Origin of the sequence: Paraburkholderia domus (assembly GCF_905220705.1) — a bacterium.
GTDB lineage: Bacteria > Pseudomonadota > Gammaproteobacteria > Burkholderiales > Burkholderiaceae > Paraburkholderia > Paraburkholderia domus.
Window position 1 is genome coordinate 85,128 of record NZ_CAJNAT010000023.1, and the last position, 26,071, is coordinate 111,198.

Genomic DNA, 26,071 nt, shown 5'->3' on the forward strand with positions numbered 1-26,071 from the left:
CGCGAGGAGTTCGTGATGTCCCCTGATGCCTATCTGGAAATGGCCGAAACCGAAGCCGAACACTGGTGGTTCCGTGGCCGGCGCGACGTGTTGCAGGCCGTTCTGCGCCGTCTGGCCCTGCCGCCCAAAGCGCGCGTGCTCGAAGTGGGTTCCGGCACGGGTGGCAACCTCGACATGCTGACCGAATTCGGTACCGTAAGCGGCCTCGAGATGGACAGCACGGCGCGCATGTTGTGCTCGCAAAAGACCAGCGGCCGCTTCAACATTCGCGCCGGGCGTTGCCCTGATGATGTGCCCTTTGGCAGCGACAGCAGCGAGCGCTTCGACCTGATCTGCTTCTTCGACTGTCTCGAACATATCGCCGACGACGTCGGCTCGCTGGCACGCATGCAATCGTTGCTGGCGCCAGGCGGCGTCATCGTCGTGACGGTGCCTGCCTGCCAGAGTCTGTGGAGCGCTCACGATGTGTTTCTGCGGCACTACCGGCGCTACAGCCGCGGCTCGCTGACGCAATGTATCGCTGCGGCCGGTTATGAAGCTGAACGCGTGACGTATTTCAACACGTTGCTGTTCCCCCTGGCCGTGGCCGCGCGTTGGTTCGATCGCCGTCTTGGGCGCAGCAGATCGACAGGCGACGCCATTCCGATCCAGCCGCTCAACGCCGCGCTCTACCGGATATTCAGTGCTGAACGCCACTGGCTTGCACATGGCACGCTGCCCTACGGGGTGTCCTTGCTCGCCATTCTCCGCAAGCCTCGGGAGGACGCAGGTGAATAGGGCCGAACGGATCAAGCTGCTGCGATTTGGCGCGTCCGGCCTGCTTGTCACCGGTCTGCACGTCACCGTCGCCATGACGTTGATCGAATACGCCGGTACCGGGCCGGCGCTAGCGAACGCGCTCGCCTTTGCGTGTTCGACCGGAGGCTCTTATCTGCTGAACACCTTCTGGAGCTTTTCGTCTTCTCCTGCTCTGGCGAATGCCTGGCGCTTCGCGACTGTTTCCCTAGGCGGCCTTACGCTGACTGCGCTGGTATCTCATGCCACGGCAGTCGCGGGAGGCGGTCCGGGACTGGGCATCGCGATGGTGGTCTGCGTCGTCCCCCCTGTTACGTTCATCGCGCATCGGCGGTGGACGTATCGGTGACGCTGTCTTTGTGCCGACGCGATTGCTGATTGCTTGCGACAACTGCGGGTCTCACGCGATGGATCGCTATAGCTGCTTTCGATAGCGCGCGTCATATCGCGGCGAGTTTGAACAACCGAATATTTACGCAAAAATCTGCTATGACAGACAAGCGCTTTCAGATCGCGTCGGCGAAACCTCACACGGTACTGCTGGCCGCTACGTTATTCCTCCTGGCTCTCGATGTCGTCTGGTGCCTGATGGGACATTGGACCGTAGGTTCGCGCGGACTTGTGATCCGCGTTTCTGTGGCGCTAGGGGTCCTGATCCCCCTCATAGTGGCGAGGTATCGACGCGACGAGAGACTAAAAACCGTGATCGTCTGCTCCTCCATTTTACTTTTGTTTTCTCTGACGGCTGCAGTTTTTAGCTATCTGATCGTTAGCACCAACGCAGAGTTAGTCGATACTTCGCTGGCCAGATGGGATCGCGCGCTTGGCTTCGACTGGCCGCAGGTGTTTCTCTGGTTGCAGCAGAAGCCAACGTTGGATTGGATCCTGGCGGTTGCCTACGCCAGCGTCATTCCGCAGATCATCGTGGTCATCGTGCATCTCTCATTGACCAATCGACGAAAAACGCTTGCCGAGTTCAATGGTGCATTCGTTGTATCGTTCCTGATCATTGAGATCGTCTCGGCTTTCTTCCCGGCAGCGGGACCATTCAAGTATTACGCAGGCGTCGTGCACGCTGACGCCTCGATGCTTTCGCATTTCGAACCGCTGAGATCAGGTGCACTCAGGACAATTGATCTTTTTGCAACGCAAGGGCTGGTTTCGATTCCATCTTTCCATGCAATTCTGGCGATTCTGCTGATCTATGCGATGCGCGAGACACGTATTAGGATGTTGTTTCTTTTAGTCAATATCGTCGTCCTTGTGTCGACGCCGACAAGGGGTGGTCACTACCTCGTCGATTTGATCGCTGGCGCATTCACTGTCTTAACGGTCATCGGGATGTGGAATGGCCGCATTCCAGGATTGGTAGCCAAAGTCGTAAGCGGCGTGCAAACGGCTGGCGTGAGCGATCAACCCGCGCCGGATTTCACGGGGAATCCCATCTCATCTCGTTAGACCATCGCGACAACGTCGGCATTTCGTCTTGGCGAAATCGCATACACGGCCCCTCGCGTAGGCAAAAAGGCGACACGATATGACTAATGATCCATCACCAATGCCACAATTTCGCTGGGGCGATTCGAACGATGTCCCCTGGATACCGTCAAGGCTCGCGAAGGGCGTCGAAGTGAAAAACCTGGGCAAGGCGAACGGCCGCGCCATCCAGCTCGTGAGGTTCTCACCCGGAGCGGCGTTTCCCGATCACCTTCACACTGGCCCTGAGTTCATCTATGTCCTGGAAGGCGAAGTGACCTGGAACGGTCGAACGTTAGGACGAGGATGCGTAGGGGTAGCGGAAGCGGGGACGATCGAGCGAGGTTTTCACAGCATGACGGGGTGCTTGTTCCTGCTGGCGTACGACCTGGGTCAGCTTTTCGATTCGGTGGAGCCGAGGTCGGGTTGATAAGGGGCGCACCGCGCGCATCGTTGAGTACGCCCGTCGCGCGTCAATCCGAACCTTTGACGGTCGGGCGCCCCCTTTTCTTGAGGTTTATTCAACGCCTGCCCGCACGCGCCGTCGCGCGCCCCCGAGCCCGCGGACATGGGCAGGCGTCGAACAAACCTCAAGACCAGAGGTCCTCCGAAATCTTATTAGCCGTGGCCTGTTCGTTGCACAATCGCGCCAACGGCGCTTGGGGCGCCCTGCCCCACAACGCCTTGGCGAGCTTTGCCGCGATAACCCAGGGGATTGTTGCCAGATTCGGATGTCCGGTTTCAGAGTTGGTTCTGCTGCCCCGTGCGTCCCGGCCAATGTTCCAGCTGAGTTCGAGCCGGGCGGCATCTTCCTTGAGTGCCCCCATACTTGACCGCATTCGTCGCGAGTTCATGCGTCAAAGTTGCGGGTCGAGCAGCGCGACAGCGCGTTCCAACAGCTTTTCGAGGAGCGGACGGCGGCGCCAGTCGCCAAGCATGATGCGTTTCGCGTAAACAACGTCGTTGTCGAAAATTGCCGTCTGCTGGCGCGCGAAATCGCGGTCGTAGATGTTGAGATTGGCCTCGTCGTTAAGCTTGAACGAGCGGCTGTCGAAGTTAGTCGAGCCGACCGACACCAGATACTCGTCGACGACAATCAGTTTGCAGTGGAACATCGTCGGCTGATACTCGTACATCTCAACGCCTGCCGCGAGCAGGTCACCCCAGCACGCGCGCGACGCCTCGCGCACCGTGTGGGTGTCGATGCGCTTGCCGGGCATGATGATGCGCACCTTCACCCCGCGCTTCGCCGCCTCGACGATCGCGTTGATCGTCAGCTTGTCCGGCACAAAGTACGCGCTCGACAAGTGGATGGAATGCGTTGCAGCGGTGATCGCCATGAGGTACATCAGCTGCATGTCGTCGCTGCCGCCCGAGGGTGAACTGCTGAACATGTGCGCGAGGCCGTCGCCCGCGGCGTCGATCTCCGGAAAATATTGCCGGCCGTGAAGCACATTTCCCGTCGCCTTGACCCAGTTGTCCATGAAGACCGCCTGCATCTGTCCGACCGCCGGGCCTTCGACGCGAAAGTGCGTGTCGCGCCAGTGCTTCTCGTCCTGCGCGTGCCCGGTCCATTCGTCGGCGATACCCACGCCGCCCGTAAAGCCGATGCATCCGTCGATCACGAGCAGCTTGCGGTGCGTGCGGTTGTTCATGCGACCGAGACCGGTCCAGTGCGGCTTGTGATACTGGATGACTTCCGCACCCGCCTCGCGCAGCATCCGCAGATAGCGCGTGTCCATCTTCGACGAGCCGACCCAGTCGAGCAGTACATGCACCGCGATACCCGCGCGCGCCTTGTCGGATAGCGCACGCGCGATTTCCTCGCCGATTGCGCCGGACCAGTAAATGAAGGTTTCGAAGGTGATCGTGTGCCGCGCCGAACCGATGCCCTCCAGGATCGACGGAAAGATCTCGTCGCCGTTCAGGAGCACATCGAAGCGGTTGCCCCCGACGACGGGCGGTCCGAGCAGCAGCCCCATCGAGCGGGTGAACTGCGGATCGTTGCTTGCGTACAGCCGTTCGATCTTGTGCTCGATCTTCTTCTCGCCGCTCGTCAGGTTCGCGATCACCAGCACGACGACGAGCGTCATCACGACCGTCAAAACAATAAGGGCAATCGTCGGCATGCGCGGCCTCGCGTGGCGGACATTCGTCCGGAACCAATAGTGTACGGGCGTTTAAGAGCGCCCAGACGTCAACACCTGAGCCATTCCCTCACCATTCAGCTTGTGCATGACGGATGGCATCGTGCGCGAGAGCGGCCCATTCTCCGTGTGCGGGCTCGCGGCACGAGTTTTGCGTCTCTCAATTCACATATCCTTCAAGAGAAGGCGAAAACCATGATCCAACAAACGATCACGCTTGTTTGCGCGGGAATGCTCGCCACAATTAGCGGTGCCGTTTCCCGATCTGAGAATCGACCGCCCGCAACTCATCCTGCCGGACGCAGCGCAGTCGTCCATCGAGGCGCTGCCCGAATTCACGTACCCGCGTGAGTAGGCGCGAGGTCGGCACCGCAGCCATGAACGTCGACACACTGCACCGCGCGCGCAGCATTGCACGCCATCCGGGCGCTTTCCTGCTGCAGTCTCTGAAGGCCTTTCGCGCCAATCAGGGCATGCTGCTCGCGGGCGCGGTAGCCTATTACGCTCTCCTCTCGATTGTTCCGCTTCTGATCCTGATCGTCATTGTGCTGTCGCATGTGGTGGACCCGCACCTTCTGCTCGACACGCTTGCGCGTTTGCTACGCTGGCTGGTTCCGGGTCAGGCCGACGCGCTCGTTCATGAACTTGCGAATTTTCTCGCGCACCGCGCAGCGATTGGTTGGGTACTGCTCGTGACAATGTTCTTCTTCAGCTCGCTTGCCTTCACCGTGCTCGAGAACGCGATGTCGGTGATCTTCGTGCACCGGGTGGCGATCCGCCGGCGTCATTTCATGCTGTCGGCGCTGCTGCCGTACTGCTACATCCTCTGTCTCGGCGTCGGCCTGCTGATCGTCACCTTCGTCTCCACCGGTTTGCAGGCGGTCGGCGCGCAAGGCGTCGAGCTGTTCGGGCACCACGTTTCGCTGCAGGGTTTTTCGCGCACGCTGCTGTATCTGCTCGGTCTGGCCGGCGAGATCTTCGTGCTGACCTCCATTTATCTCGTGATGCCGGTTGGCCGCCCCGTCCTGCGGCACGCACTGTTCGGCGGCGTGACCGCGGCCCTGCTGTGGGAAATCACGCGTCATGTGCTGGTCTGGTATTTCGCCACGCTGTCACAGGTCAGCGTGGTCTATGGCTCATTGACGACTGCCATCGTGATCCTCTTTAGTCTCGAATGGCTCGCCACATTGCTGCTGTTTGGCGCCCAGGTGATCTCTCAGTATGAATGTTCAGACATTGATGCCGGGTCACCGCCCAGGCACGGACTCGCAACCGATTGAATTGCGCCAGAACGAGAGTCAGAAGGTGGGAATCCACACCTTTCTGGATCGAGGCCGCCGTTGCCAACAGGCAAGCAGGTACGAACCCTCGTTGACTTTGCACCGCGCCTCCCGTAACGTGAAATTCGCCGCTGCAAAAAAGGTCGCTCTGGCCCCGTCTGCCGAGCCAGCAACATTCTGCCCTTCGAATTTTCTCTATTTTTCCAGTCATTCTGTCAATCATGGAAAGCAATCGCGTGCCCGGTCAAACGGATGAGCTCGCCCGCAGGCCGGCTCGCGCCGCAGATTATGCGGCCGAGAACCGTGCGCTTGTGGCACTCGCTCGAGCTCAGGCCGGCCCGCGCTCGGAATTCCTGCAGGCCATTGCGGATATGGCCCTGTCTCTTTGTCATGCTGGTAGCGCCGGCATCAGTCTTGTCGAAGGACCTGACGATAATCGGGTCTTTCGATGGTTTGCCGTCGCCGGACTTTGCGCCGACCTGCGCGGCAAAACAACCACTTGGGATGAGTGTCCGTGTGGCGTGACGCTGGCGTCGCGCGCCCCGCAACTTTTCATTCACCCGCAGGTTCAGTTCCCCTGCCTCCAGTTTCCCGGCGTGGATGTGCCTGAAGGTATTGTCGTCCCCATTCCGGCTGATAACGGAGCGCTAGGCGCCATTTGGGTCATGTCTCACTCAAAGGCGTGCAGATTCGACCTCGAAGACGTCAGACTGCTCTCGAATCTCGCCATTTTCGCGGGTTCCGGCCTGACAATTGTCAACGCGCGCGACAGTGGTGAAGAGAGCGACCGACGGCACAACGAATTCATCGCCATGCTCAGTCACGAGCTGCGAAATCCCATGACGCCAATCGATGGCGCCATCAGCGCAGCAAAACGACTCTGTGCCGAAGATGAACGAGCCGTTGAAATGTTGACTGTCGCACAACGCCAGATGAGGCACCTGCGCACGCTGGTCGATGACCTGCTCGACGCCGCCCGTCTGAAGCATGGCAAGCTGACTATCAAGCACAGTGACACGTCGCTCAGCGAGATTGCGTTTGATGCGGTAACAACCATCAGACACCACATCGTATCCCGCCGGCATACGCTGAAAATCACCGGGCTGGACGAGCCCATCCACGTGCGCGCTGACCATGTCCGTTTGAGCCAGGTGCTGGGCAACCTCCTGTCGAACGCGGCGAAATATACGCCCGTGGGAGGGACTATCGAGCTTAGTGTGCGCGTCGAGGCAAACAATTCGAGCGACGAAGCAGACGGGCTGATTGTCATCGAGATCGCAGACAACGGCATAGGAATTGATAGCGCAGTTCAGCCACACGTCTTCGACCTGTTCGCACAATCCGCCCGTGGTCGAGCACGCGCCGAGGGAGGATTGGGAATAGGCCTCGCCGTGGCGAAGCGGATGGTCGAGTTGCACCACGGAACCATCTCGCTCAGGAGCGAAGGTTCGGGCAAAGGTACGGTTGTGACGCTCCGCCTGCCGATACTCCAGAAGCTTGCGGACACGGGAGACGTAGCAGCCCACCAGGTGCCCAGCGCGGCGCCCGGGCCAGCGCGTCTGCTGCTGGTCGACGACAATCAGGATGCACTCCTGGCGCTGAGCACATTGCTCGAACTTGAAGGTCACGAGGTGACCACGTCGGACAACGGACGCAATGCCATACGGCTGATGTCTGAAAAGCACCCTGAGGTTGCAATCGTCGACGTGGGCATGCCCGAGATGGATGGCTTCGAGGTGGCACGCACGGTTCGCCTGAATCACGGACTCGACGACGTCCTACTCGTCGCGCTCACGGGCTATGCATCCGAATCCGACAAGTCGAGGGCACTGGCGGCCGGCTTCGATTTCCATCTGACCAAGCCACTTTCGCTCGATAAGTTGCAGTACATCCTGGCAAATCGTACCGATGGCACGTTGCGGGGCATTGTCTAAGGCCACGGAGGGCGTGGCCGCGGGCCTCACCGTTAGCAAGGAACGCCGGATTATCCTGGCGAGCGCGGTTATAACGTACTCCCCTCTGAAAGCGGGGAGGCAGTCCCTGACACGGTAGCGCGATACCTTCCTGATTTGATTGTCACTGACTGGAACATGCCGGGTATGGACAGAATCGTCGCGTCAAGGTTTGCGATGCCGCCGCCTGTGCCCCGCGCTATCGCGAAGGAGGTCGCTTAAAGCGTCTGCGTCGCCCAGCCGGCGAGCGTATCGCCGAAGCCGCCGCGCACGCGCGCCAGAACGCGCGCACTCGTGACGACGCGGGGCGCGGCGCTCCAGGCGATGTTGGCGCCGATCTCAATCAGCCGTTCAACAAGCGCTACATCTTCCCGGCACGTGAGCGGCGGGAAGCCGCCGGCTCGCCGGTACGCGAATGCGCACACGCCGAGATTCGCCCCGTGCACGTGACGGTGGCCGTCCCTATCGCGATAGACGCTGGCGAAGACCTCGCGCACCGCGGGCGGATGCGCGTCCCAATCGTCGACGCAGATCGAACCGCACACCGCGTCGACGCCGAGCGAAAGCTGCACGGCAAGCCAGTCCGGCGAAACGCGGCTGTCAGCGTCGGTAAAGGCAAGCCAGCGAGCGCCGTCCGCGATCAGGAGCGCCGCGCCGGCTGCTCGCGCGACGCCGACATTGCGTGCCGCAACGGTCAGGATTTCGACGCCCGCCGCGCATGCAATCGCTTCACTGCGATCCGTGCAGGTGTCCAGCACGACGACGATGCGCACGGTCTCGCCGGCGAGCGCGGCATGCCTGGCGGCGACGGTAAGCGCGGCAAGGCAGCAGCCGAGGAGCGCCTCTTCGTTATGCACGGGAACAATAGCGCCGATCATGCAAGCGACTCGCTTTGTGCAACGGAGCGCCCGTCGCGGGTCCAGACCTCGATCAGCACGTCAGCTTCCACATGGCGCGCCACGCCCAGGACGCCGCAGCGCGAAGCGAACGAGGCGTGCACCGCCTCGGCTGAAGCCTGCCGCCCGGCAAACGCATGCCGCCAATCGCAGGCGACCAGGCAGCCGTCATCGGCGAGCGTTTCGTCAATGCGGCCGGCCAGCTGTTGCAGATCCTCCGGGCCGAGGTAGTAGGCGAACTCGCTGACGACGATCAGATCGAACGGTGCGTCGCCCATGGGCCATTCCCGAGGCAGCGTGCGTTGCTCGACGCGTGCATGAGGCCATGGCGCCAGCCGCGCCCGCGCCGCCCGCACCGCGCTCTCATGCAGGTCGGCGGCGAGCAAGGCGTCGCAACGCTGCGCGAGCACGGCACTCAACTCGCCGTTCGCGCAGCCGGGTTCAAGGGCGTTGCGGTAGCGTTCGCGCGGCAGCATTGCCGCCGTCAAGGCGCGCTTGCGCCGCTCGTACCAGCGCTCGCGTAAGCGCCAGGGATCGTCGCTGTGGGCGTACAACGCGTCGAAATAGCGCTGTTGTTCGCTCCGGTCCGGTGTGTCGGCAATGTGTGGCAGCGCGCCGGCGTGCCCCGTCAAAGTGTCCATCGATCCTCCCCAAGGGTTGATGCAGCCGGTTGCGCGACGGCCTCGCCGAGCGCCGCCAGATCACGTTCGGCATGGCTTTGCCTGACGAACACGGGAAGGTCGGCGAGTGCGCGCGCGAACGCCGCATCGCGGCAATACGGCGCCGCCCCGAGCGCGCGCCCTACCGCGTCGAGCACGGTATTGACCGCGGCTTCGACGTTGAGCCGGGCTCGCAACGCTGCGGCGTGCAGGCCGACATTCGGGTTGACATCAATGAGTCGCGCCGTCTCGCGCAGGAGCGCCGCTGCACCCGCCAGGGCGACGTCGACCGTGCCCAGATGCATGAGCCGATAAGGATCGGGGCGCGCCGCCGTCGCCTCGCGCAAACGCTCCGCGAGTCCGGCGGCGGCGCCGAACCAGCAGGCGGCGATGCCCGCGCTGCCCTGCCAGAACCCCGGGCGGCGGACATAGTCGTGTGGCGCGCCAACCAGCACGGCCGATGCGTTCTCGAATCGCACATCGCCGCTTGCGGTGGCCCGCATGCCCACCGCTTGCCACCGCTCAGTGCTCAACACCGTCTGCGGACCGCCTATCGGCACAGCCGCAAGTACCGGTTCGTCGTCGAGCCACGCCACAACGAGTGCATCGGTCACGGCGTGCGCGCCGGAGCACCACGCCTGCACGCCGGAAAGCCGTACGAGCCGGCCTTCGACATGCACCGCTTCCACGCGCGCATCGGGCGCCTGAGCGGCCCATACGGCCCAGCGGCTGCCCGGGCGCGCCGGCGGCTCGTGCAGTTCGGCGAGGATCGCAAGCGCATCGGTATGCCCTTCGAACAGCTTGACGAGACTCAGATCGCGCGCCGCGACGGCGGCGAGCGAACGCCAGCGTTCGACCGTGTCGCCATGGCCCGGCAGCGGCAGACGATCGAACCCACCGTCGACCAACACGGCAAAGGCCTCGCCTAGCGAGCGGGGATCGTCAGGAATGAAGCGCAGGTCGGCGAGACGGGCATCGAATGCGTGCCGGACGCGGTGGACGGATTCTGGCATCGATTCTCCTTGTCGGCGGCCTTGGACAACCGGCCCTCGCCGTGTCAAGCCATGCCGAGCCATTGCTCGATGACAGGACCTCGCTCGCCAAGCACCGGATCGCTCGGGGGAAACGGCAGCGACTCCATTGCAACGAGCGCTTCCGGCGTCAGTCCACTGCGCCGAATGTCCCATTGTTGCCCCGCCGGGTAGGCGCCCACCACGCGCAGACTGCCGGTGAACGCCTGCAGGCAATGTCCAGTGCCCGCAGGCAGCAGCAGCGCGTCGCCCGGACGCAACGTGACCACGCATCCACCGGCGCCGCCAAGGATGACTTCAGCCGAGCCCGAGGCGATGCCCAACACCTCGTGCGCAGTCGAATGAAAATGGTGATAGTCGAAGATGCCGTTGCGCCATTGCGGCGGCCATTGGTTATGTTCGAAAAGCGCTTCGAATTCGGTGGCCAGATCGTTGTCTGTGCTTGGCATCGCCGTTCGGTAAATCGCCACGGCGAGCTTGCGGTTGTTCGGCACCCAGTCGCGCGGTGCCAGTGTGAATGCTTCGTAGCGTCCCTGTTCTATCTTCTGCTCGTATCGCATATCGGCCATCCCTTCCTGATTTGTGCCCGCAGCGTCGCCTTGCGCGGCGCGGCACGACGAATCTCAGCGGAAAACCTTGCATCGCTCCGGGTACCATTTACAACGCTGGCGTGCTGCGTGCTGCGGGCACCGGCTCCTCAACGAAACCATGCCGTCACCGCCCGGACCTGACCATGGCCACCATCACCCTTACGAGCACTCAGTGTGAGCCTCCCCTGCGGCTCACTGCCAATCGATATCGGCTGACGCCTGCTAACCTGTCAACGTCCGGTAGTTGCATACTGATCGCGTAGATCGCGCACACGGTCATGGTTTTGCAGCACGCCCTCATACTGACGCTCGACGATGGTACGCACATCAAGCGGCAAGCCCTTTTCGAGCGCGTCGTGATAGCGCTTCTTTGCCACATCCTCGCCTTTTTCGCATTCCGCAAGGATTTCGTGGTCGCTGCGACTCGTCACCGCCGACTTCACGTCGACCCAGCCGCGATGCAATGCGCCGCTCATGCTGCCACCCGATTCAGGTTTGCCGCCCAGACCTTGAACCACGTCCTGGAGCTCACGGGCACCGCGCGCGCAGTCTTGCGCACGCGATAGAAACATCGCCTTCAGTTGCGCATCATGCGCATCCTCGGCGGCTTTGCGAAAACCCTTCTCGCCATCCTTCGACGTTTCGATCAGGTCGTTGAGCACGGAAACAACGTTCGTAGCCATTCGATACCTCCAGCGGTTTCGTCAATAAAGGAATCTGCAGCCGCATACTTTCAGGCGGCAGCAGAACTCATAGAGCCATCCGCATGGGGCGTGCCTGAAACTCGCCGTCCTGAATGCAAACCGGCTGGGTCCATGATGCCGGGCCGCGTTTATCTCCTGCCTCGCGAAAAATCCACGCGAACAGCCTCATGCCACGATGGGGTTTCAATTGCACTTCGCTTAGATAGCCTTGCGGTTCGACAATTGCGCAATTCGCGGGCGAAACAGTCAGTGGACTTGAGCGATGGGTGGAAAAATCGCGTGCGCTCGCAGGACGTTTTTACAACCAGGACACATCGCGCCACCAATGACTGCGTCCGAAACATACCGATCGAAACTGGCGGCTAAGTGACCAACGCCGACTCACTTTGATCAACCAGAACACACCTGTTCTTGCCCTGTCGTTTAGCGTCGTAGAGCCCGCTATCAGCAAGCCTGAATGTTTCCGGCACATTGATTCCTTCCGCGATTCTCGAAATGCCGATGCTCACCGTCACGGCATGTCCAGAAGTCCGAAGGGTCGCGGCACTCGTCGATCGACAGCATGAAGCTTCGACGATTGTGAATCTCGGTCAGCGCGTCCCTGAACGCGAGCCTCGCCAGTTCCTGCTGCACGAGGAATGTCTTTTTCCGCTCCTGTATGAAAAGAAGATTGAGCAGCAGCCCGAGCGCCACACCCGACAGCACGAAAAGCACGATCCAGTTCGCGTCCTGCGCGTGTATCAGCAAGCTCGCCTCACCGTAGGAGATGACAAACCAGACAGCAAACGCGCTCGCCAGATAGTTGCGGTACCCGGAGAATACCGGCGCCATGCTGACATTGATTGCAATGCTCATGGGGAGCACCCAGAACGCCGGAGTCTGCGTGCCGGCCACGTTGGCATGAAACGCAAGCGCCGTGAATACGGCACACGCGAAACGACCGATGGTATCCATCATCGATCCGCGGAATGCGTAAGTCATGCCGATAGCCGTCAGCATGCCCGCGATTGCTACCACTGTGGCCGGTTCGTTGAATGTGACATGTGGATTTGCCAACGCTCGAGACATCAGCCACGCGACGAGCCCGAAAATCTGGACGGAAACGGCGAGGTGGCGTGTGTTTTTCGCCGCACTCTTCCAGAAAAGCTGCGTTTCCGCCGGATCTCGAAAGCTGCTCCGCTTCTCGAGCAATCCTATTCTTCGTGCGTACAAAATGCCTGCCCCTAACACCTTTCGAGAGCATAGTTATCTATCACGGTGCAACCGGCGCGCTGCGCCTGGCTGACACCAGGTTCGCCGCCGGTGCCCTTGTAAGGTTGTCGGAACTCGAGCGTCACGCAAGTCCCCGAGCCTCGCGTGAGCCCTAATCGTCCGCTTGGATTTGCGACAATACACCAGCATATCGACACGCATTGAAGCGAACTTTAGCGGGTTCCGGTAAACCAACAATCGCGCACGCGTTCTGGCGCCAATAAACGAGCCGTCGAAGATACTGATTCTGCCGCGTTAGCCCCGTTTCCACCCAATCCACGAGCCTGGGATACCTGTATTGCCATTTGCTAATCCACGCGCTCGGGTCACATTAATCGACATCATGGTCGCGATTCGAATTCGCGGCATTCTGGCCGCACTGGTCGTCTCAAAGATGATGAACAATCCGGATGAGGCTAGGCGCGTCGGACGTCGGCGCGAACTTCCCTTGTCGACCCCTATGCGGCCGCCCATAGTCACCGGGAACGGCCGTTCAAGCTAGGCAATCCCTAAGACAATCTGAAGGTGTCGCGTGGAACGCCCGCATTCTTTCCCATGCCGAAGGTGGCATGGCTAGCAGCGGGCGTTAATTCGACTTGGAGGGTCCAAATCAGCTGAGTTTCTGCCGTGGTTGAAATGGGCAGACGTGCCGATACCCTGCCTTGTTCTGTTCTCAAGCTATTCGACTCCGGCGAGGTGGGTGCCCTCCTGCTCCTAGCGCACTGTAAAGGCAGTGCAAGATTAGATTACCCAGGCGATCACTTGCACGTCCATCCCCCACCACTTCCGTCCTTTGCCTCCCAAATTGCTATGTGTTTTCCCTTCGGGCATGTGACGGTTGCGCCCTCCCCCTTCGCCTCCTCATCAAGAGGCACCGTTGGTTTCGCCTTCGACAAGGCCGGGGTCGGAGCAGCCGCTGTTTGAGATAACGCTGGCTTGCTAAAAGAAAAGAGAATCGTCGAGCCTATAACAACGTAAGCAAACTTTTTAGCAACATTCATATTATCCTCGCTGGCTAATTTGAAGTGCAGTAGAACTCTAGCTGCACCAATATAGTGTGCTTTCAGGGGTGCTGCCACTTGCAGGGATTGTTTTTTGTTGGTATCCGCGCGGACAGTGGGGAATGACTCTTTCGGGGACTGAGATAGGTGGTCCGCCCGTCAGAGACATTACGGTCTTTTGTGGGTCAACCGGAGCAGTTGACGGAGTTGTCCCTTTGGTATCCGTTTGAGGGTAGGAAGGGGAGACTTGAGACATTGCTAATACCCCTATTACAGCAACATAGAATCGCAATTTATACGACTTCATAGTTTTCTCCGAATAAAAGCCGATGACTAACACGGAACCCCAGGATCGGGGCTCTCGGGGTTATATGGCAGTGTTGTCGGATACGTGAACAGACAATTCTGTCCCGGCATGCAACGATAGCTCTTTGGGAACCCCTGCCGCGATGTGCTCTTCTGTTTGCATCAATGCTTCTGGACGAGGTTGCAGAGCTCGGAGCGGTAAAACTCACTGAAGCAGTTCGCGAAAACGTCACGCCAACCCTCAATAATCGGAACGCGACGAGCGAAGAAGATAGTGCACTGCGTGTCCTTCGATGATCGCGTTAGTTTTCCGCGAACCAAAGTAGCTTCACCTCTTCAAAAATCCCCAGCCTGCAGACGACGAATGCCCTATGAGTTACCAGCAAGTTAGTTGATTCTTGATCAGGAGGAAAACTGGCGCCAGCCACATTTGTAGGCGATGGATAGGTAGCACCTGTGAAATATGTAGGCGGCTCTAGTGTTCGATGCGATACATTTGTAGATGATCGCACCGACTATGAACTGGAAAAGAGTCGGCCAAGATTGCCGAATCGCTCTTCCGATTACGATTGGCAACGATCTGGGTGGACCTCTCGAATGTCTCAAAATGGCCGACCCCTGCCTCACGCGATCCGCATGTGCAGCACGAGCCCGGCGGTCGACACCGCGCGACCCCAAAAGCGGACAGTCTGGCGAGACCCGCTACAAACTTTTCAGAAGATTGTCGATTTTCGATCATCAGCTTCGTCGTCAGGTTATTCACACCCAAAGGATCTCCCATGAAATACCTCGGCTTGGCCTACTTCACCCCCGAAAAATTCGCCGCGATGGCGCCAGAAGACGTCAAGAAATTGGTGAGCCAATGCCCTGCATTGGACGACAAGATGCGGGCTACCGGCAAGGTACTGATTTCCGCATCGCTTGGCGATCTGGACAACTGGAGGACGCTCCGCCCGCGCAGTGGCAAGACGCACGTCACCGATGGGCCCTATACCGAGTCGAAGGAAGTCGTGGGCGGCCTGTTCATCATCGAGGCGGATACCCATGACGAGGCGTTGCGCATCGCCTCCATACACCCGGCGGCCACGCTGGGCGAAGAAGGTGGATGGGTCGTCGAGCTTATCCCCGTGGATTTCTACTGGACCCGATGAGGGCTTGGACGCGTGTCTCAAATATGCGTTGGCGCTCTGTTCTCCTCAAACACCTTCACGGCTTCGTGAGTCATCGCGGCGATGCTACTTCTGGGCCGAGCGGCGACGCCTGTGATCGACCCATCTCAGCCGGTCGCGAATGGCCGCTTTCGGAATGGCCCGTTTTTCAACGCTGCGCGTGAGTGCGCATACCAATGAAGTTGATCACCTGAACCGATCATTTGCGATCAGCTCGCCGATACGCTGATCAGCTTCGCACCCAGTGACTGCATCGGCCAAAAGCGATCATCAACTTAGTTGGGTTGCACTGGGCGTTCCAAGCTGCACGCGATCATTGGGTTGGCGCGCCGATGGGTTGTTGTGGCCACGTTTGGCCACATGCCCCCAGCCTCCGAGCGATCGGCGCGCCTTGGCACATCTAGCCCTTTGCAAGCTCAGTAGCTGCCTCGTGGACGAGTGCGGATACCTCCGCTGGCATGGATGCCAGCGAAGCATGACTCGCCGCCAGCGTGATGGTCTTTCTCGTGTTCATCCTTGCCGACATCATCGCCTCATTGTTCGGATGGATCATCCGATCCTCGCTGGAGATCTGGTACCAGGTGGGTTTCTTTTTCCATGCCGGGGCCGTAATGGCATTGCCAAAGGTGCTGGCCAGCGGCGCTTTCTGCGTCACGGCCATCACCATGGCTTCGTCCGCCGTCAGATCCTGGCAGAAGCTCTCGTGGAATTTCTCGGGTTTGATCCAGAGGTAGCCGTCACTGTCGGGAGCGAGATTAGGCGCCGCCACGGGCAGGTGCTCCTGTGTGATGCCACCGGGGCTTTCACCGGCATCAGGGGCGAACGCTGCGATGTAGACGAGCCCGACCACGTTGGGCTGATCACCGGCTTCGGTAATGACCGCACCGCCGTAGGAGTGACCCACCAACAAGACCGGGCCCTTCACCTGCGCCACCATCTTGCGGGTGCGTTCGGCATCATCGGCCAGTGATGTCAATGGGAGTTCAACAGCACGAATGGCCCCATAACCCTTGCGTGTCAGGTCAACAATGACCTTGCTCCAGTGGGCGGCTCCGCCCCAGAAACCATGCACTAATACGATGGTGATTTCGCTGTTCATTGTCGGACTCCTAATGTGGAAGACTCGCCGACTGTTGGAGATGCAGATAGTCCGTCGGCATTTGGCTATTCTCCTACGAGCAGCCCGTGCACGGTAGCCAGCATCCATGCCTCATGCTGCGCCGTTCCTCGTTCTGGCAACTGCATGGGCGACCAGGCAGATACCCGTCTCGCGTCCACGCTGGATAAGCCCTGCCCAACACTGGCTCGCCATGATTAGAGCCTGACAACGAGCTTGCCGAGCGCACGATCGCTTTCCATCACGCTGTGCGCGCGGCGTACATCATCGAAGTCGAAAGTCTGAGTGCGAAGGGAGGGCATGCGTTGTGCGGCGATTTCCTGTGCAATCCACGGCAGCGGAGATTCCTGCAACGACATGGCTGGGGTGCCTAGCAAACCGCTGGGGAAGAAGCTCAGCCGCGTCGCCGCCGGCAGATCCTGCATGAGGTGGAACTGCTCCAGGATCGGCGGACCGCCGAGCAGGCCGATGACGCTCACGGCACCGAAGGGCCGCAACGCCTTGATCGTGTCGCGCAGCGTCGCCGCACCAACCACTTCAAGCGCGGCATCGACGCCCACAGGGACGATCTGACGAACGGCTGCGGCAATCTCGCCGTTGTCGACGATCACGTCATCCGCGCCCATCTTGCGTAACCGATCGGCGTTCGCCGGTGAGCGTGTGGTCGCGATCACCTTCAGGCCGCGGGTCTTGGCGTAGGTGATGGCAGCCAAGCCGACCGACGAGGTTGCTCCCCGAACCAACAGGGTCTGGCCCGACTGGATCGCCAGGCTCTTGTCCAAGGCACCCCAGATGGTGAGATAGGCTTCCGGCAGAGCAGCGAGTTCCTCCCACGGCAGCGAAGTGTCGCCCAGTGCAAGCACGTTGCTGCGCAACACGGTCACCTGCTCGGCATAGCTGCCGTTGCGGCCGAACTGCATGCCGCCCATCGCCGTGGCCACGCGTTGGCCAGTGCGGAACACCCCGGCAGGATCGTGAATGACCTCACCGACGGCTTCGATGCCGGGCACACGCGGCGTAGTGATGGCGCCCATCTTGCCGGCGCGCAAATAGGTTTCCGCACGGTTGAGGCCGAATGCGCGCACGCGGATCTGTACTTCATCGGCTGTGGGTTCCTGCGAAGGGATATCGCGCAGCTGGAGCACTTCCGGGCCGCCGGTCTGTTCGATCACATAGGCTTTCATGGCAATGACCTCAGGCGCGCGGCTGGCTGGTGGCGAACAGATAGCGGTGGATCTTCCACGCGTCGTTTTCCCGCTGGAATACGAACAACTCGTTGTTGCCTTCCTCCACCTCGATGCCGGCGGCGAGGATGCGGGTGCGGCCGGCCGAGCTGGTGCGTACCCAGGCCCAGTCACCGGCTTCCTCGACTTCATGGATGTCGAAGCGGACGTTGAGCTTGATCGTTGCGAAAACCTGCTCATAACCGGCACGGACCGCGGCGCGGCCGACCAGCGCAGGTGCGTGCTGGGGCATGAACACCGGATCGCGGCCGTACAGGTCAAGAATGGTGTCGATGTCGTTATTGTTGAGCGCTGTTTCGTAGCGCTGCAGGACGGCTTGGATAGACATGGGTTGGGCTCCGTGGTGGTCGAGTACCGGGCATGTGCCAGCGGGTAGAGATAGTTTGGTCCTCCCATACCTTGCAGGGAATCCATATCGGTTGTAGTGTTCCTTTCAAATTTGAGAGGAATGCCCTATGGATCTCAATGCCGCCCAGATGTTTGTCAGTGTGGTGCAGACCGGCAGTCTGTCGGCCGCGGCCGACCGTCTCGGTATTCCCCTGCCGACACTGAGCCGGCGGGTTCGCGAGCTGGAGCGACAGTTGAAGGTGCAACTGTTGGAGCGTTCCGTGCGAGGTACCAAACTCACCGATGCCGGCACGCGGCTGTACGAGCACGCCAGTCGCGGCATCGAAGCACTGGCCGAGGGCGAACAGGCGGTGATAAGCGATCAGGCGCGGCTCAAAGGGCGATTGCGGGTATCGCTACCGCCGACGTTTGAACCATGGTGGGAATTGCTGGCGACTTTCCAGCAGCGCTATCCCGATATCCGTGTGCACGTCTACACCACTGAGCGGCGCGTCGACCTCGTCGAGGACGGCATTGACGTTGCGCTGCGCGTGGGCACGATCACCCACGAAACCATGGTGGCGCGACATCTGCTGACTTATCGCCACGTCCTCGTGGCCAGTCCGTCCCTGGTTGAACGACTGGGTGTGCCGGATACACCCGATGCCCTGCATCGGTTTCCCTGTGCGGTCTGGAGCGCGGGTGCCCATGCCGACGGTACATGGCGCCTCGGCGACCAGCTGTTTGAACCCAAAGCGCTGCTGACCACGAATGATTACGCACATCTGCGAAGTCGCGCGCTCGCCGGCGAAGCCGTTACCGAACTTCCCCCGTTTCTTGCTGCCAGCGCGATTCGTGAGCGACGGCTCATCGCACTGTTGCCAGAACATCCCATGCCCGAGCAGCAAATCCATCTGCTCTATCCCTCGCATCGTCACCCTTCCGCGATCGTCCGGGCGTACCTGGATTTCTGTCAGCGGTACGTGTCGAGGATGGTTGATGCAGTAGTGACGGGCACATAAGGGCTGGCTTTGGTTTGGAAGCCAAGCCGGCCTTCAGCGGCGGCTATTCGGTAGCCTCATGTGGACTGCGACAGGCGGCTGTTGGCCGACTACCGCCGGAGTTGGTAGGCCAGCAGCGATCCAACGCCAACAGCCGAATTCGCGAGAACGGACGTCAACGCGAAGTCTTACCGCTCATCATCGTTCAGTGGTCACCCCGTCACCGATGATCGAACAGCCGTGCCACCGCAACTACGAGGCGCAGCCATCCAATTAGCAGTGGCAAAGTCTTGGGGCTCATCAGGACTTGCCTAAGCGTTCCCAAGTTATGCCGCCAAGATTCTTCCTCTGACTACCGTCCCTGGGCTTTACGCCGCTCGCGTCGCACTTGAGCCCCCACCTGTACCGGGCACCATTTCTCAAACCGTACAGGTACTGTACCGGCATGGTTCGCTAGAATGCTCCAAAGGTCTCGTCGACCGACACCGGAGCCACTCATGTCTTACCTCAGCCTCAGCCTCAGCCTCAGCCTCAGCGCGCTGCCCGCCGGCATTCTGTTCGCGCTCGTCACCACCATCACGCCCGGTCCGAACAACACCATGTTGCTGGCCTCGGGTGTCAATTTCGGTTTTCGCCGCACGCTGCCGCATCTTTCCGGCATCAGTCTCGGCGTCGTGCTGTTGATGCTGTCGGTCGGGATTGGTCTGGGCGAAGCCTTCGTGCACTTCCCGGTGCTGTACACGGTGCTTGAAGTCGCGAGCGTCGCGTACCTGCTATATCTCGCGTGGAAAATCGGCACGTCCGGCGAACTGAAGGTCAAGAAAGGCGAACGCCGGCCCATGAAGTTTCATGAAGCCATTGCGTTCCAGTGGGTCAATCCGAAGGCGTGGATGATGGTGCTGACCGCCGCCACGACGATCCACCTTAGCGAGAGCTACAGCATGAACGCCGTCGCGATGGCGGTGATCTTCTACGTGATCGGGTTTCCGTGCATCTGCCTGTGGGCCGGTTTCGGCACCGCGATGCGCAGCGTGCTGTCGGACCCGAAACGGCTGCGCATTTTCAACGTGGTGATGGCGCTGCTGCTGGTGCTCACGCTGTATCCGATCGCGCTGAAGGTGCTCGGCCAGGCCGCGTGATGACAGCCTAGATCGCGCCCTGCCCGACTCGCTCGATGAAGCGCCACAACGCGTCATCGGTCGAGTACGGCGCGTTGAAACGGAACCAGGCGCTCGGGGCATCGTCGGGACGGAAGTAGGAGCCCGGCGCGAGCCAGATGCCGTGCGCGAGCGCTGCCGTCGCTACTTCACCCGCGCGCTCGGCTTCAATCGGCAGGCGAGCCCACAGGAACAGGCCGGCTCGCGGCCGATGAAACAGTTCGAGGCCGAGCGAATCGAGCCGCTCTTCGACGGTCGCATGCGCGAGCTTGAGCCGCTCGTTCACGGCTTCTACGTGACGCGCATAGCGTCCTTCGAGCAACACCTTGTCGACGATCCGCTCGATCGCTTCCGACGAGGTCAATCCCACCGCCATCTTCGTGCGCGCCAATTCGCGCAACACCGCCCGCTCGGCGACCACGTAGCCGCAGCGCAGCCCCGGCGTCACCGTCTTCGAAAAACCGCCGACGTAGAGCACGCGCTGCAAGCCTTCCATTGCGGCAAACAAAGGCGCGCCGGGCAGCGCCAGTTCGCGGCTGACATCGTCTTCGATCACCCACATGCGCTGACGCTCCGCGATCTGCAATAGACGGAACGCCGCCGACATGCCGAAAGTCGCGCCGGTCGGATTCTGCAGCGTGGTGTTGACGAAAATCGCCTTCGGCTTGTGCTGCGCGACCAGCGCTTCGAGCACGTCGGTATCGACGCCGGCCGGTGTGCGCGGCACCCCATGCACCACCAGCCCCGCCAGCTTGAGAATCTGCAGCAGATTGCAGTAGCCAGGATCTTCGACGATGACGGCGTCGCCCGCGCGCAGCAGCGTGCGGACGATCAGATCCAGCCCTTGCGTTGCGCCCTGCGTGAGCAGTACGTTGGAGACGTCGACCGGCAAACCGCGCCGGTCGAGTTGCTCGGCGATCCGCTCGCGCAGCGGTGCGAAGCCGTACGGATGCCCGTAGTCACCGAGGCGCGCGGCCGGCACTCGGCTCATCGCACGCAGCGCATGCTGCAACCCCGTCTCGTTGATCCACTCGTTCGGCAGCCAGCCGCCGCCCGCCTTGATCGGCACCGAATGGTCGGCGAACACGTCGGACAAGAGCCAGGTCGCGGTCAGGCTCGGCGGCTGCCAGTCGGTCGGCGCGACCCGCGCTGACTGCGCGCGCGCCGCCACGCGATAACCGGATCCACGCCGCGCCACCACAAGACCCATCGAAACAAGACGGTTGTAGGCCTCGGTGACCGTGAAGGTGCTCAGTTCGTGGCTTTGCGCCAACTGCCGCACCGACGGCAACAGCGCGCCGGCACGCAGCGACTGCGCCTCGATAGCGCGCGCAAAGCCCTGCACTACCTGCTCGACGAGCGTGGGAGCGGCGCGTCGGTCGCGCTCAAGTTGTAGTTCGATCATGGTCAGGACGAGGAGTCGGCACAGTTGACGCAATTTCACCAGCACAGTTAGCACCACACTGAGTCAACTGTTTATGCCGCCATTAAACCGCGGACGCTACAGTTTCGCTACCACTTCGAGGAGAAAACCATGACTTCGCGCCCCGTCATCGACGACCTGTCGTCTTTCTGGATGCCCTTCACCGCCAACCGTCAGTTCAAGGCCGCGCCGCGCCTGCTGGAATCGGCCAAGGGTATGTACTACCGCACCACGGACGGGCGTGAAGTGCTCGACGGCTGCGCCGGCCTCTGGTGCGTGAACGCCGGCCACGGCCGCGACGAAATCGTCGCCGCGATCACCCAGCAACTGTCCACGCTCGATTTCGCGCCGACCTTCCAGATGGGCCACCCGTTGGCATTCGAAGCGGCCACGAAAGTCGCCGAATTGATGCCGGACGGCCTCGACCGCATCTTCTTCACGAACTCCGGCTCGGAATCGGTCGACACCGCCCTGAAAATCGCGCTGGCGTATCACCGTTCGCGCGGCGAAGGCCAGCGTACGCGTCTGATCGGCCGCGAGCGCGGCTATCACGGCGTGGGCTTCGGCGGCATCTCGGTCGGCGGCATCGCACCGAACCGCAAGACGTTCTCCGGCGCGCTGCTGCCGGCGGTCGATCATCTGCCGCACACGCATAACCTCGAACACAACGCGTTTACGAAGGGCCAGCCCGCCTGGGGCGCGCATCTCGCCGACGAACTCGAGCGCATCGTCGCGCTGCACGACGCGTCGACGATCGCCGCCGTGATCGTCGAACCGGTGGCCGGCTCGACGGGCGTGCTGATTCCGCCGCAAGGCTATCTGCAGAAGCTGCGTGAGATCTGCACGAAGCACGGCATCCTGCTGATTTTCGACGAAGTGATTACCGCTTTCGGCCGCATCGGCAAGGCGACGGCGAGCGAATACTTCGGCGTGACGCCGGACCTGATCACGATGGCCAAGGCCATCAACAACGCTGCGATCCCGATGGGCGCAGTGGCCGCCAGCCGCACGATCCACGACACGATTGTCAACAGCGGCGCACAGGGCGCGATCGAGCTGTTCCACGGCTACACGTATACGGCCCACCCGGCTGCGGCCGCTGCCGCGGTTGCGACGCTCGATCTGTATCGCCGCGAAGGCCTGTTCGAGCGCGCGGCGACGATGGCGCCGAAGTTCGAAGCCGCCGCCCACTCGCTGCGCGGCGCGAAGCATGTGAAGGACGTTCGCAACCTCGGCATGATTGCCGGGGTCGAACTCGAGTCGCGCGACGGCGCGCCGGGCGCGCGTGCTTACGAAGCGTTCGTGAAGTGCTTCGAGGCGGGCGTGCTGGTGCGCTTTACCGGCGACATCCTCGCGTTCTCGCCGCCGCTCATCATCGACGAAGAGCAGATTGCGCACATCTTCAAGACCGTGGGCGACGTGCTGGCGACGGTGCAGTAAAACTGTCGGAAAAATGCGGCGTGCATCGATTATGCGCACCGCATTTCCACCCACGCGAATGGAGCGGCAGCGCCCGCCGTCCCGCTCGCGCGTGGTCAGCGTGCGCCGCGCTCAGTTTCCTGCGCCCCTCTTGAGCGCTAGCGTTGGTGATGCGAGCGCGAGGCCCTCGTGTGCGCGGCCTTCTTCGCTGCGGCCGAGCGGCCTGAAGCTCCCTTCGTCGCAGCGGCCTTTTTCGCTGCTGCCGAGCGGCTGGCCGCCGGACGCTTGGCCGCTGCCGACTTCGCCTGCTTCGACATTGCGGTGCGCGATACACCGGCGGTGCTTTCACGCTTCAACGCATTGGTTGCGGCGCGCGAGCGCTTAGCTGTCGACTCGCTGCTCGTACTCTTCTTTGCCGTGCTCTTGTGTTGGCCCGCGGCATTGTCCTCCTCCGCTTTCTTCCGCATTGCCTCGCTCGCTGCGCCCTTCTTCGGCGACTTCACGGCAACGCCTGCGCGACGCGCTTCCGACAGGCCGATTGCAATCGCCTGCTTGGCCGATCTGACGCCGTGCTTGCCGGCGCGCACCTTATCGACCTGTTCCTTGACGAATTCCCCGGCCTGGGTACTCGGTGCCTTGCCGGCACGCTTGTCGGCTTGGGCTCGCTTGATCGTTTTCTGTTCGGGCATGACGGTTCTCCGGATAGCTGTTGGCTTTGTGCATGCAGCAACGCGTGTGCCGGAGGTGTTCGTCGCGAGGGCGGACGTGGCCAGATAGGCCGTCTACCAGCGATGTCGGCATTCTTTTTGATGTGGCGCGGGCGTTTGCGAGGGCACTGCCGATGGCATGGCCGAACTTCAGGCGCGCTCGTTGCGGCGCAGCGAAACTTCAGGAAATTGCCCTACAACGCTCGCGCCGGGCGTGTGGACGGCGTATGGTGATGGCAAGGGTTGGCGCCGTGGTCCGACCTGACGGGAGACGTCCATGAAGATACCTACCGTTCGCGCGGGCGCGCATATCGAAGGCGTGCATTGGATTGCCGAATACGCCGAAGACGTTCACGAGATTCGCGTGTTTCGCGAAGGCCAGGAAGTGGATGTGCATAATGCGCCGTCCACGTTGTTTGGCGATGAGGAGAATTCGGGGTCGAAGAGTACTGCGGATCATCGGGCTGTTGAAGCCGCTGTGCTGGCTTATTTGAGGCGGTTTGTGATTGAGCATGATGCGGAGGAGTAGGTTTTTTTGCCTGCGTGGCGCTTGTTGTCTGTGCGCCTGGGGTGTTGGCCTTTCCTTGATTTGTTATTGGTTTATTAGCGTTGCCCCTGTGCGGGGCAGGCACCTACTTTTCTTTGCCTGCTGCAAAGAAAAGTAGGCAAAAGAAAGCAGCTCAAACCGCCAGCTCATAAGTGGGTCCCCCGCACAGTTACGGTAGTGGTGCATCTGGAATCGGTGCCCTCGCACCTTCAGCATTAGTGACAAGGGGCTCATCAGCGCCCACTCCGCACTGCGTGCGTCGCGGACGGGTCTGCGAGGGAAACCAGGGGGCTTCGCTTGCCGGCGGTGGGGGCCAGGCGAAGCGCCGAATGGAGCGCGAGCGCGAACCGTAGTGCCCGGTTTTATGAAATGCCCGTCGGCGCGCGCAGCGCCGTCGGAAGTATGACTGCCTTGTCACTCACGCCGAATGTGCGAGGACACCGATTCCAGATGTTCCACTACCGTGGCTGTGCGGGGGACCCACTTAAGAATTAGCGGTTTGAGCTGCTTTCTCTTGCCTACTTCTCTTTGCAGCAGCAAAGAGAAGTAGGTGCCGCCCCGCACAGGGGCAACGCTAATAAACCAATAACAAATCAAGGAAAGGCCAACACCCCAGGCGCACAGACAACAAGCGCCGAGCAGGCAAAAACCGCACTTTATTCAGCAGGCCTCAACTTCTGAACCTCCGCATCAGACGGCTGCACACTAGCGCCGTCAATATACCGATAGGAAGTCATCACACCCTTGCCGTCCTTGAGGCCAGTCACACCAACAAAGGCCCCCATCGTCGACTGATTGTCCTGAGCCCGATAAGTAATCGGCCCGAAGGGCGTCTCCACCCCAAGTCCCTTGAACGCAGCAGCGAGCTTATCCGGATCCGTAGACCCTGCCTTCTTGATCCCAGCCGCAATCGACATCAACGCCGAATACCCAACCACCGATCCAAGCCGCGGATAGTCGTGATACTTCGCCTGGTACGCATCGACAAACTTCTTGTTCGCCGCCGTATCGATCGAATACCACGGGTAGCCCGTCACGATCCAGCCAGTCGGCGCCTCCGCCCCCAACGGATCGAGATAATCCGGCTCGCCCGTCAACAACGAGACCACGCTGCGGTCCTTGAACAAACCGCGCGTATTGCCCTCGCGCACAAACTTGCCAAGATCGGCGCCGAACAGCACGTTGAAAATCGCATCCGGCTTCGCGTCGGCAATCGCCTGCGATACTGCGCCCGCATCGACATTGCCCAGCGGCGTCGCCTGTTCGGCAACAAACTGCACGTCGGGTTGCGCCGCCATCATCAGCTTCTTGAACGTCGCCACCGCCGATTGTCCGTACTCGTAGTTCGGATACACGAGCGCCCAGCGCTTCTTCTTCAGCTTCACCGCCTCCGGCACCAGCATCGCCACCTGCATATACGTCGAAGGACGCAGACGGTACGTGTATTTGTTGCCATCCGCCCAAACGATCTTGTCAGTCAACGGCTCGGCCGCGAGGAAGAAAATCTTCTTCTGCTTCGCGAAGTCGGTCAGCGCAAGACCTGTGTTCGACAGGAAACCGCCGAATAGCAGTTGCACCTGCTCGCGTGCAATCAACTCCTGCGCGACGCGGATCGTGTCGCCCGGATTGCCGTTGTCATCGCGCGACACCACTTCGAGCTGTTTGCCAAGCACGCCGCCCGACGCATTCACCTGCTCAAGCGCGAGATTCCAGCCGTTCTTGTAAGGCCCGAGAAAGGCGGGCTGCGCCTTATAGCTGTTGATTTCGCCGATCTTGATGGTCTGCTGTGCGCTCGCGCCAAAGGCAGCAAGCGACAGAACCGTTGAAACCGTAAGGCGAGAGATCCATCCTGCGCGCGGGGTCATGCGTTTC

At 61.0% G+C, this 26,071-nt stretch carries 25 protein-coding genes; 12 read left to right on the forward strand and 13 right to left on the reverse strand.

Annotated elements, in window-relative coordinates:
- The first annotated feature begins 15 nt into the window (after positions 1 to 15).
- From KHO31_RS28955 to KHO31_RS28970, 4 genes are all read left to right on the forward strand, one after another.
- A complete protein-coding gene (locus KHO31_RS28955) occupies positions 16 to 777 on the forward strand; it encodes a class I SAM-dependent methyltransferase (RefSeq protein ID WP_201138816.1) in 762 nt (253 codons plus the stop codon).
- Positions 770 to 1,144 (forward strand): GtrA family protein, encoded by a 375-nt coding sequence (locus KHO31_RS28960; protein ID WP_201077572.1) that lies wholly within the window; start codon positions 770 to 772, stop codon positions 1,142 to 1,144. The genes KHO31_RS28955 and KHO31_RS28960 overlap by 8 nt, the downstream gene beginning before the upstream one ends.
- Before the next feature lie 140 nt (positions 1,145 to 1,284).
- The gene (locus KHO31_RS28965) at positions 1,285 to 2,253 is read left to right on the forward strand and encodes a phosphatase PAP2 family protein (RefSeq protein ID WP_201077570.1); all 969 of its coding nucleotides are present in this window, start codon (positions 1,285 to 1,287) and stop codon (positions 2,251 to 2,253) included.
- 100 nt (positions 2,254 to 2,353) lie between these two features.
- Positions 2,354 to 2,701 (forward strand): cupin domain-containing protein, encoded by a 348-nt coding sequence (locus KHO31_RS28970; protein ID WP_236060760.1) that lies wholly within the window; start codon positions 2,354 to 2,356, stop codon positions 2,699 to 2,701.
- A gap of 427 nt (positions 2,702 to 3,128) precedes the next feature.
- Here KHO31_RS28970 and cls read toward each other — a convergent pair whose 3' ends face one another.
- Positions 3,129 to 4,400 (reverse strand): cardiolipin synthase, encoded by a 1,272-nt coding sequence (cls, locus tag KHO31_RS28975; RefSeq protein WP_201138815.1) that lies wholly within the window; start codon positions 4,398 to 4,400, stop codon positions 3,129 to 3,131.
- Between the two features lie 395 nt (positions 4,401 to 4,795).
- On the opposite strand from cls, the gene KHO31_RS28980 reads away from it, so the two are divergent.
- Together KHO31_RS28980 and KHO31_RS28985 are read left to right on the forward strand one after the other, a co-directional pair.
- Complete coding sequence (locus KHO31_RS28980) at positions 4,796 to 5,698, forward strand: YihY/virulence factor BrkB family protein (protein ID WP_201138813.1); 903 nt, start codon at positions 4,796 to 4,798, stop codon at positions 5,696 to 5,698.
- A gap of 221 nt (positions 5,699 to 5,919) precedes the next feature.
- Positions 5,920 to 7,632, forward strand: coding sequence for a hybrid sensor histidine kinase/response regulator (locus tag KHO31_RS28985; protein ID WP_201138811.1), 1,713 nt, complete (start codon positions 5,920 to 5,922; stop codon positions 7,630 to 7,632).
- Between the two features lie 236 nt (positions 7,633 to 7,868).
- Here the strand turns inward: KHO31_RS28985 and KHO31_RS28990 are convergent, their stop codons facing one another.
- The 6 genes from KHO31_RS28990 to KHO31_RS40090 form a co-directional block, all read right to left on the reverse strand.
- Positions 7,869 to 8,528 (reverse strand): glycosyltransferase, encoded by a 660-nt coding sequence (locus KHO31_RS28990; RefSeq protein WP_201077563.1) that lies wholly within the window; start codon positions 8,526 to 8,528, stop codon positions 7,869 to 7,871.
- Positions 8,525 to 9,187, reverse strand: coding sequence for an SAM-dependent methyltransferase (locus KHO31_RS28995; protein ID WP_201077561.1), 663 nt, complete (start codon positions 9,185 to 9,187; stop codon positions 8,525 to 8,527). Before KHO31_RS28995 ends, KHO31_RS28990 begins: the two co-directional genes overlap by 4 nt.
- The gene (locus tag KHO31_RS29000) at positions 9,175 to 10,218 is read right to left on the reverse strand and encodes an acyl-CoA dehydrogenase family protein (protein WP_201108579.1); all 1,044 of its coding nucleotides are present in this window, start codon (positions 10,216 to 10,218) and stop codon (positions 9,175 to 9,177) included. Before KHO31_RS29000 ends, KHO31_RS28995 begins: the two co-directional genes overlap by 13 nt.
- Before the next feature lie 44 nt (positions 10,219 to 10,262).
- Positions 10,263 to 10,805, reverse strand: coding sequence for a cupin domain-containing protein (locus KHO31_RS29005; RefSeq protein ID WP_211624680.1), 543 nt, complete (start codon positions 10,803 to 10,805; stop codon positions 10,263 to 10,265).
- A 251-nt stretch (positions 10,806 to 11,056) separates the two neighbouring features.
- On the reverse strand, positions 11,057 to 11,509 hold the full coding sequence (locus tag KHO31_RS29010) for a ferritin-like domain-containing protein (RefSeq protein ID WP_211624682.1): 453 nt from the start codon (positions 11,507 to 11,509) through the stop codon (positions 11,057 to 11,059).
- Between the two features lie 383 nt (positions 11,510 to 11,892).
- On the reverse strand, positions 11,893 to 12,045 hold the full coding sequence (locus tag KHO31_RS40090; RefSeq protein ID WP_201077548.1) for a hypothetical protein: 153 nt from the start codon (positions 12,043 to 12,045) through the stop codon (positions 11,893 to 11,895).
- On the opposite strand from KHO31_RS40090, the gene KHO31_RS40095 reads away from it, so the two are divergent.
- The gene (locus KHO31_RS40095; RefSeq protein ID WP_211624684.1) at positions 12,032 to 12,757 is read left to right on the forward strand and encodes a hypothetical protein; all 726 of its coding nucleotides are present in this window, start codon (positions 12,032 to 12,034) and stop codon (positions 12,755 to 12,757) included. The two genes, KHO31_RS40090 and KHO31_RS40095, sit on opposite strands and share 14 nt — an antisense overlap.
- A gap of 2,110 nt (positions 12,758 to 14,867) precedes the next feature.
- The gene (locus tag KHO31_RS29025; RefSeq protein WP_211620327.1) at positions 14,868 to 15,239 is read left to right on the forward strand and encodes a YciI family protein; all 372 of its coding nucleotides are present in this window, start codon (positions 14,868 to 14,870) and stop codon (positions 15,237 to 15,239) included.
- A 418-nt stretch (positions 15,240 to 15,657) separates the two neighbouring features.
- On the opposite strand, the gene KHO31_RS29030 is transcribed toward KHO31_RS29025, so the two are convergent.
- From KHO31_RS29030 to KHO31_RS29040, 3 genes are all read right to left on the reverse strand, one after another.
- Entirely contained in the window at positions 15,658 to 16,356 is a 699-nt protein-coding gene (locus tag KHO31_RS29030) for an alpha/beta hydrolase (protein ID WP_211620325.1), read from the reverse strand.
- Positions 16,357 to 16,571: 215 nt separating this feature from the next.
- A complete protein-coding gene (locus KHO31_RS29035; RefSeq protein WP_211620323.1) occupies positions 16,572 to 17,558 on the reverse strand; it encodes a zinc-binding dehydrogenase in 987 nt (328 codons plus the stop codon).
- Positions 17,559 to 17,568: 10 nt separating this feature from the next.
- Positions 17,569 to 17,946, reverse strand: a complete 378-nt coding sequence (locus tag KHO31_RS29040) for a YybH family protein (protein WP_211620321.1) — start codon at positions 17,944 to 17,946, stop codon at positions 17,569 to 17,571.
- A gap of 127 nt (positions 17,947 to 18,073) precedes the next feature.
- Between KHO31_RS29040 and KHO31_RS29045 the strand changes: the two genes are divergently transcribed.
- A complete protein-coding gene (locus KHO31_RS29045; RefSeq protein WP_211620319.1) occupies positions 18,074 to 18,967 on the forward strand; it encodes a LysR family transcriptional regulator in 894 nt (297 codons plus the stop codon).
- Between the two features lie 476 nt (positions 18,968 to 19,443).
- Positions 19,444 to 20,085 (forward strand): LysE family translocator, encoded by a 642-nt coding sequence (locus tag KHO31_RS29050; RefSeq protein ID WP_211620317.1) that lies wholly within the window; start codon positions 19,444 to 19,446, stop codon positions 20,083 to 20,085.
- 7 nt (positions 20,086 to 20,092) lie between these two features.
- Here the strand turns inward: KHO31_RS29050 and KHO31_RS29055 are convergent, their stop codons facing one another.
- A complete protein-coding gene (locus KHO31_RS29055; protein ID WP_211620315.1) occupies positions 20,093 to 21,508 on the reverse strand; it encodes an aminotransferase-like domain-containing protein in 1,416 nt (471 codons plus the stop codon).
- 129 nt (positions 21,509 to 21,637) lie between these two features.
- Here KHO31_RS29055 and KHO31_RS29060 point away from each other — a divergent pair, with 129 nt between their 5' ends.
- Positions 21,638 to 22,966, forward strand: coding sequence for an aspartate aminotransferase family protein (locus tag KHO31_RS29060; protein ID WP_201077528.1), 1,329 nt, complete (start codon positions 21,638 to 21,640; stop codon positions 22,964 to 22,966).
- Between the two features lie 137 nt (positions 22,967 to 23,103).
- Here the strand turns inward: KHO31_RS29060 and KHO31_RS29065 are convergent, their stop codons facing one another.
- Positions 23,104 to 23,634 (reverse strand): DUF6496 domain-containing protein, encoded by a 531-nt coding sequence (locus KHO31_RS29065; RefSeq protein ID WP_201140209.1) that lies wholly within the window; start codon positions 23,632 to 23,634, stop codon positions 23,104 to 23,106.
- Positions 23,635 to 23,929: 295 nt separating this feature from the next.
- Between KHO31_RS29065 and KHO31_RS29070 the strand changes: the two genes are divergently transcribed.
- A complete protein-coding gene (locus KHO31_RS29070) occupies positions 23,930 to 24,181 on the forward strand; it encodes a hypothetical protein (protein WP_115776711.1) in 252 nt (83 codons plus the stop codon).
- A 674-nt stretch (positions 24,182 to 24,855) separates the two neighbouring features.
- Here KHO31_RS29070 and KHO31_RS29075 read toward each other — a convergent pair.
- The gene (locus KHO31_RS29075; RefSeq protein WP_201084992.1) at positions 24,856 to 26,064 is read right to left on the reverse strand and encodes an ABC transporter substrate-binding protein; all 1,209 of its coding nucleotides are present in this window, start codon (positions 26,062 to 26,064) and stop codon (positions 24,856 to 24,858) included.
- Positions 26,065 to 26,071 lie beyond the last annotated feature (7 nt).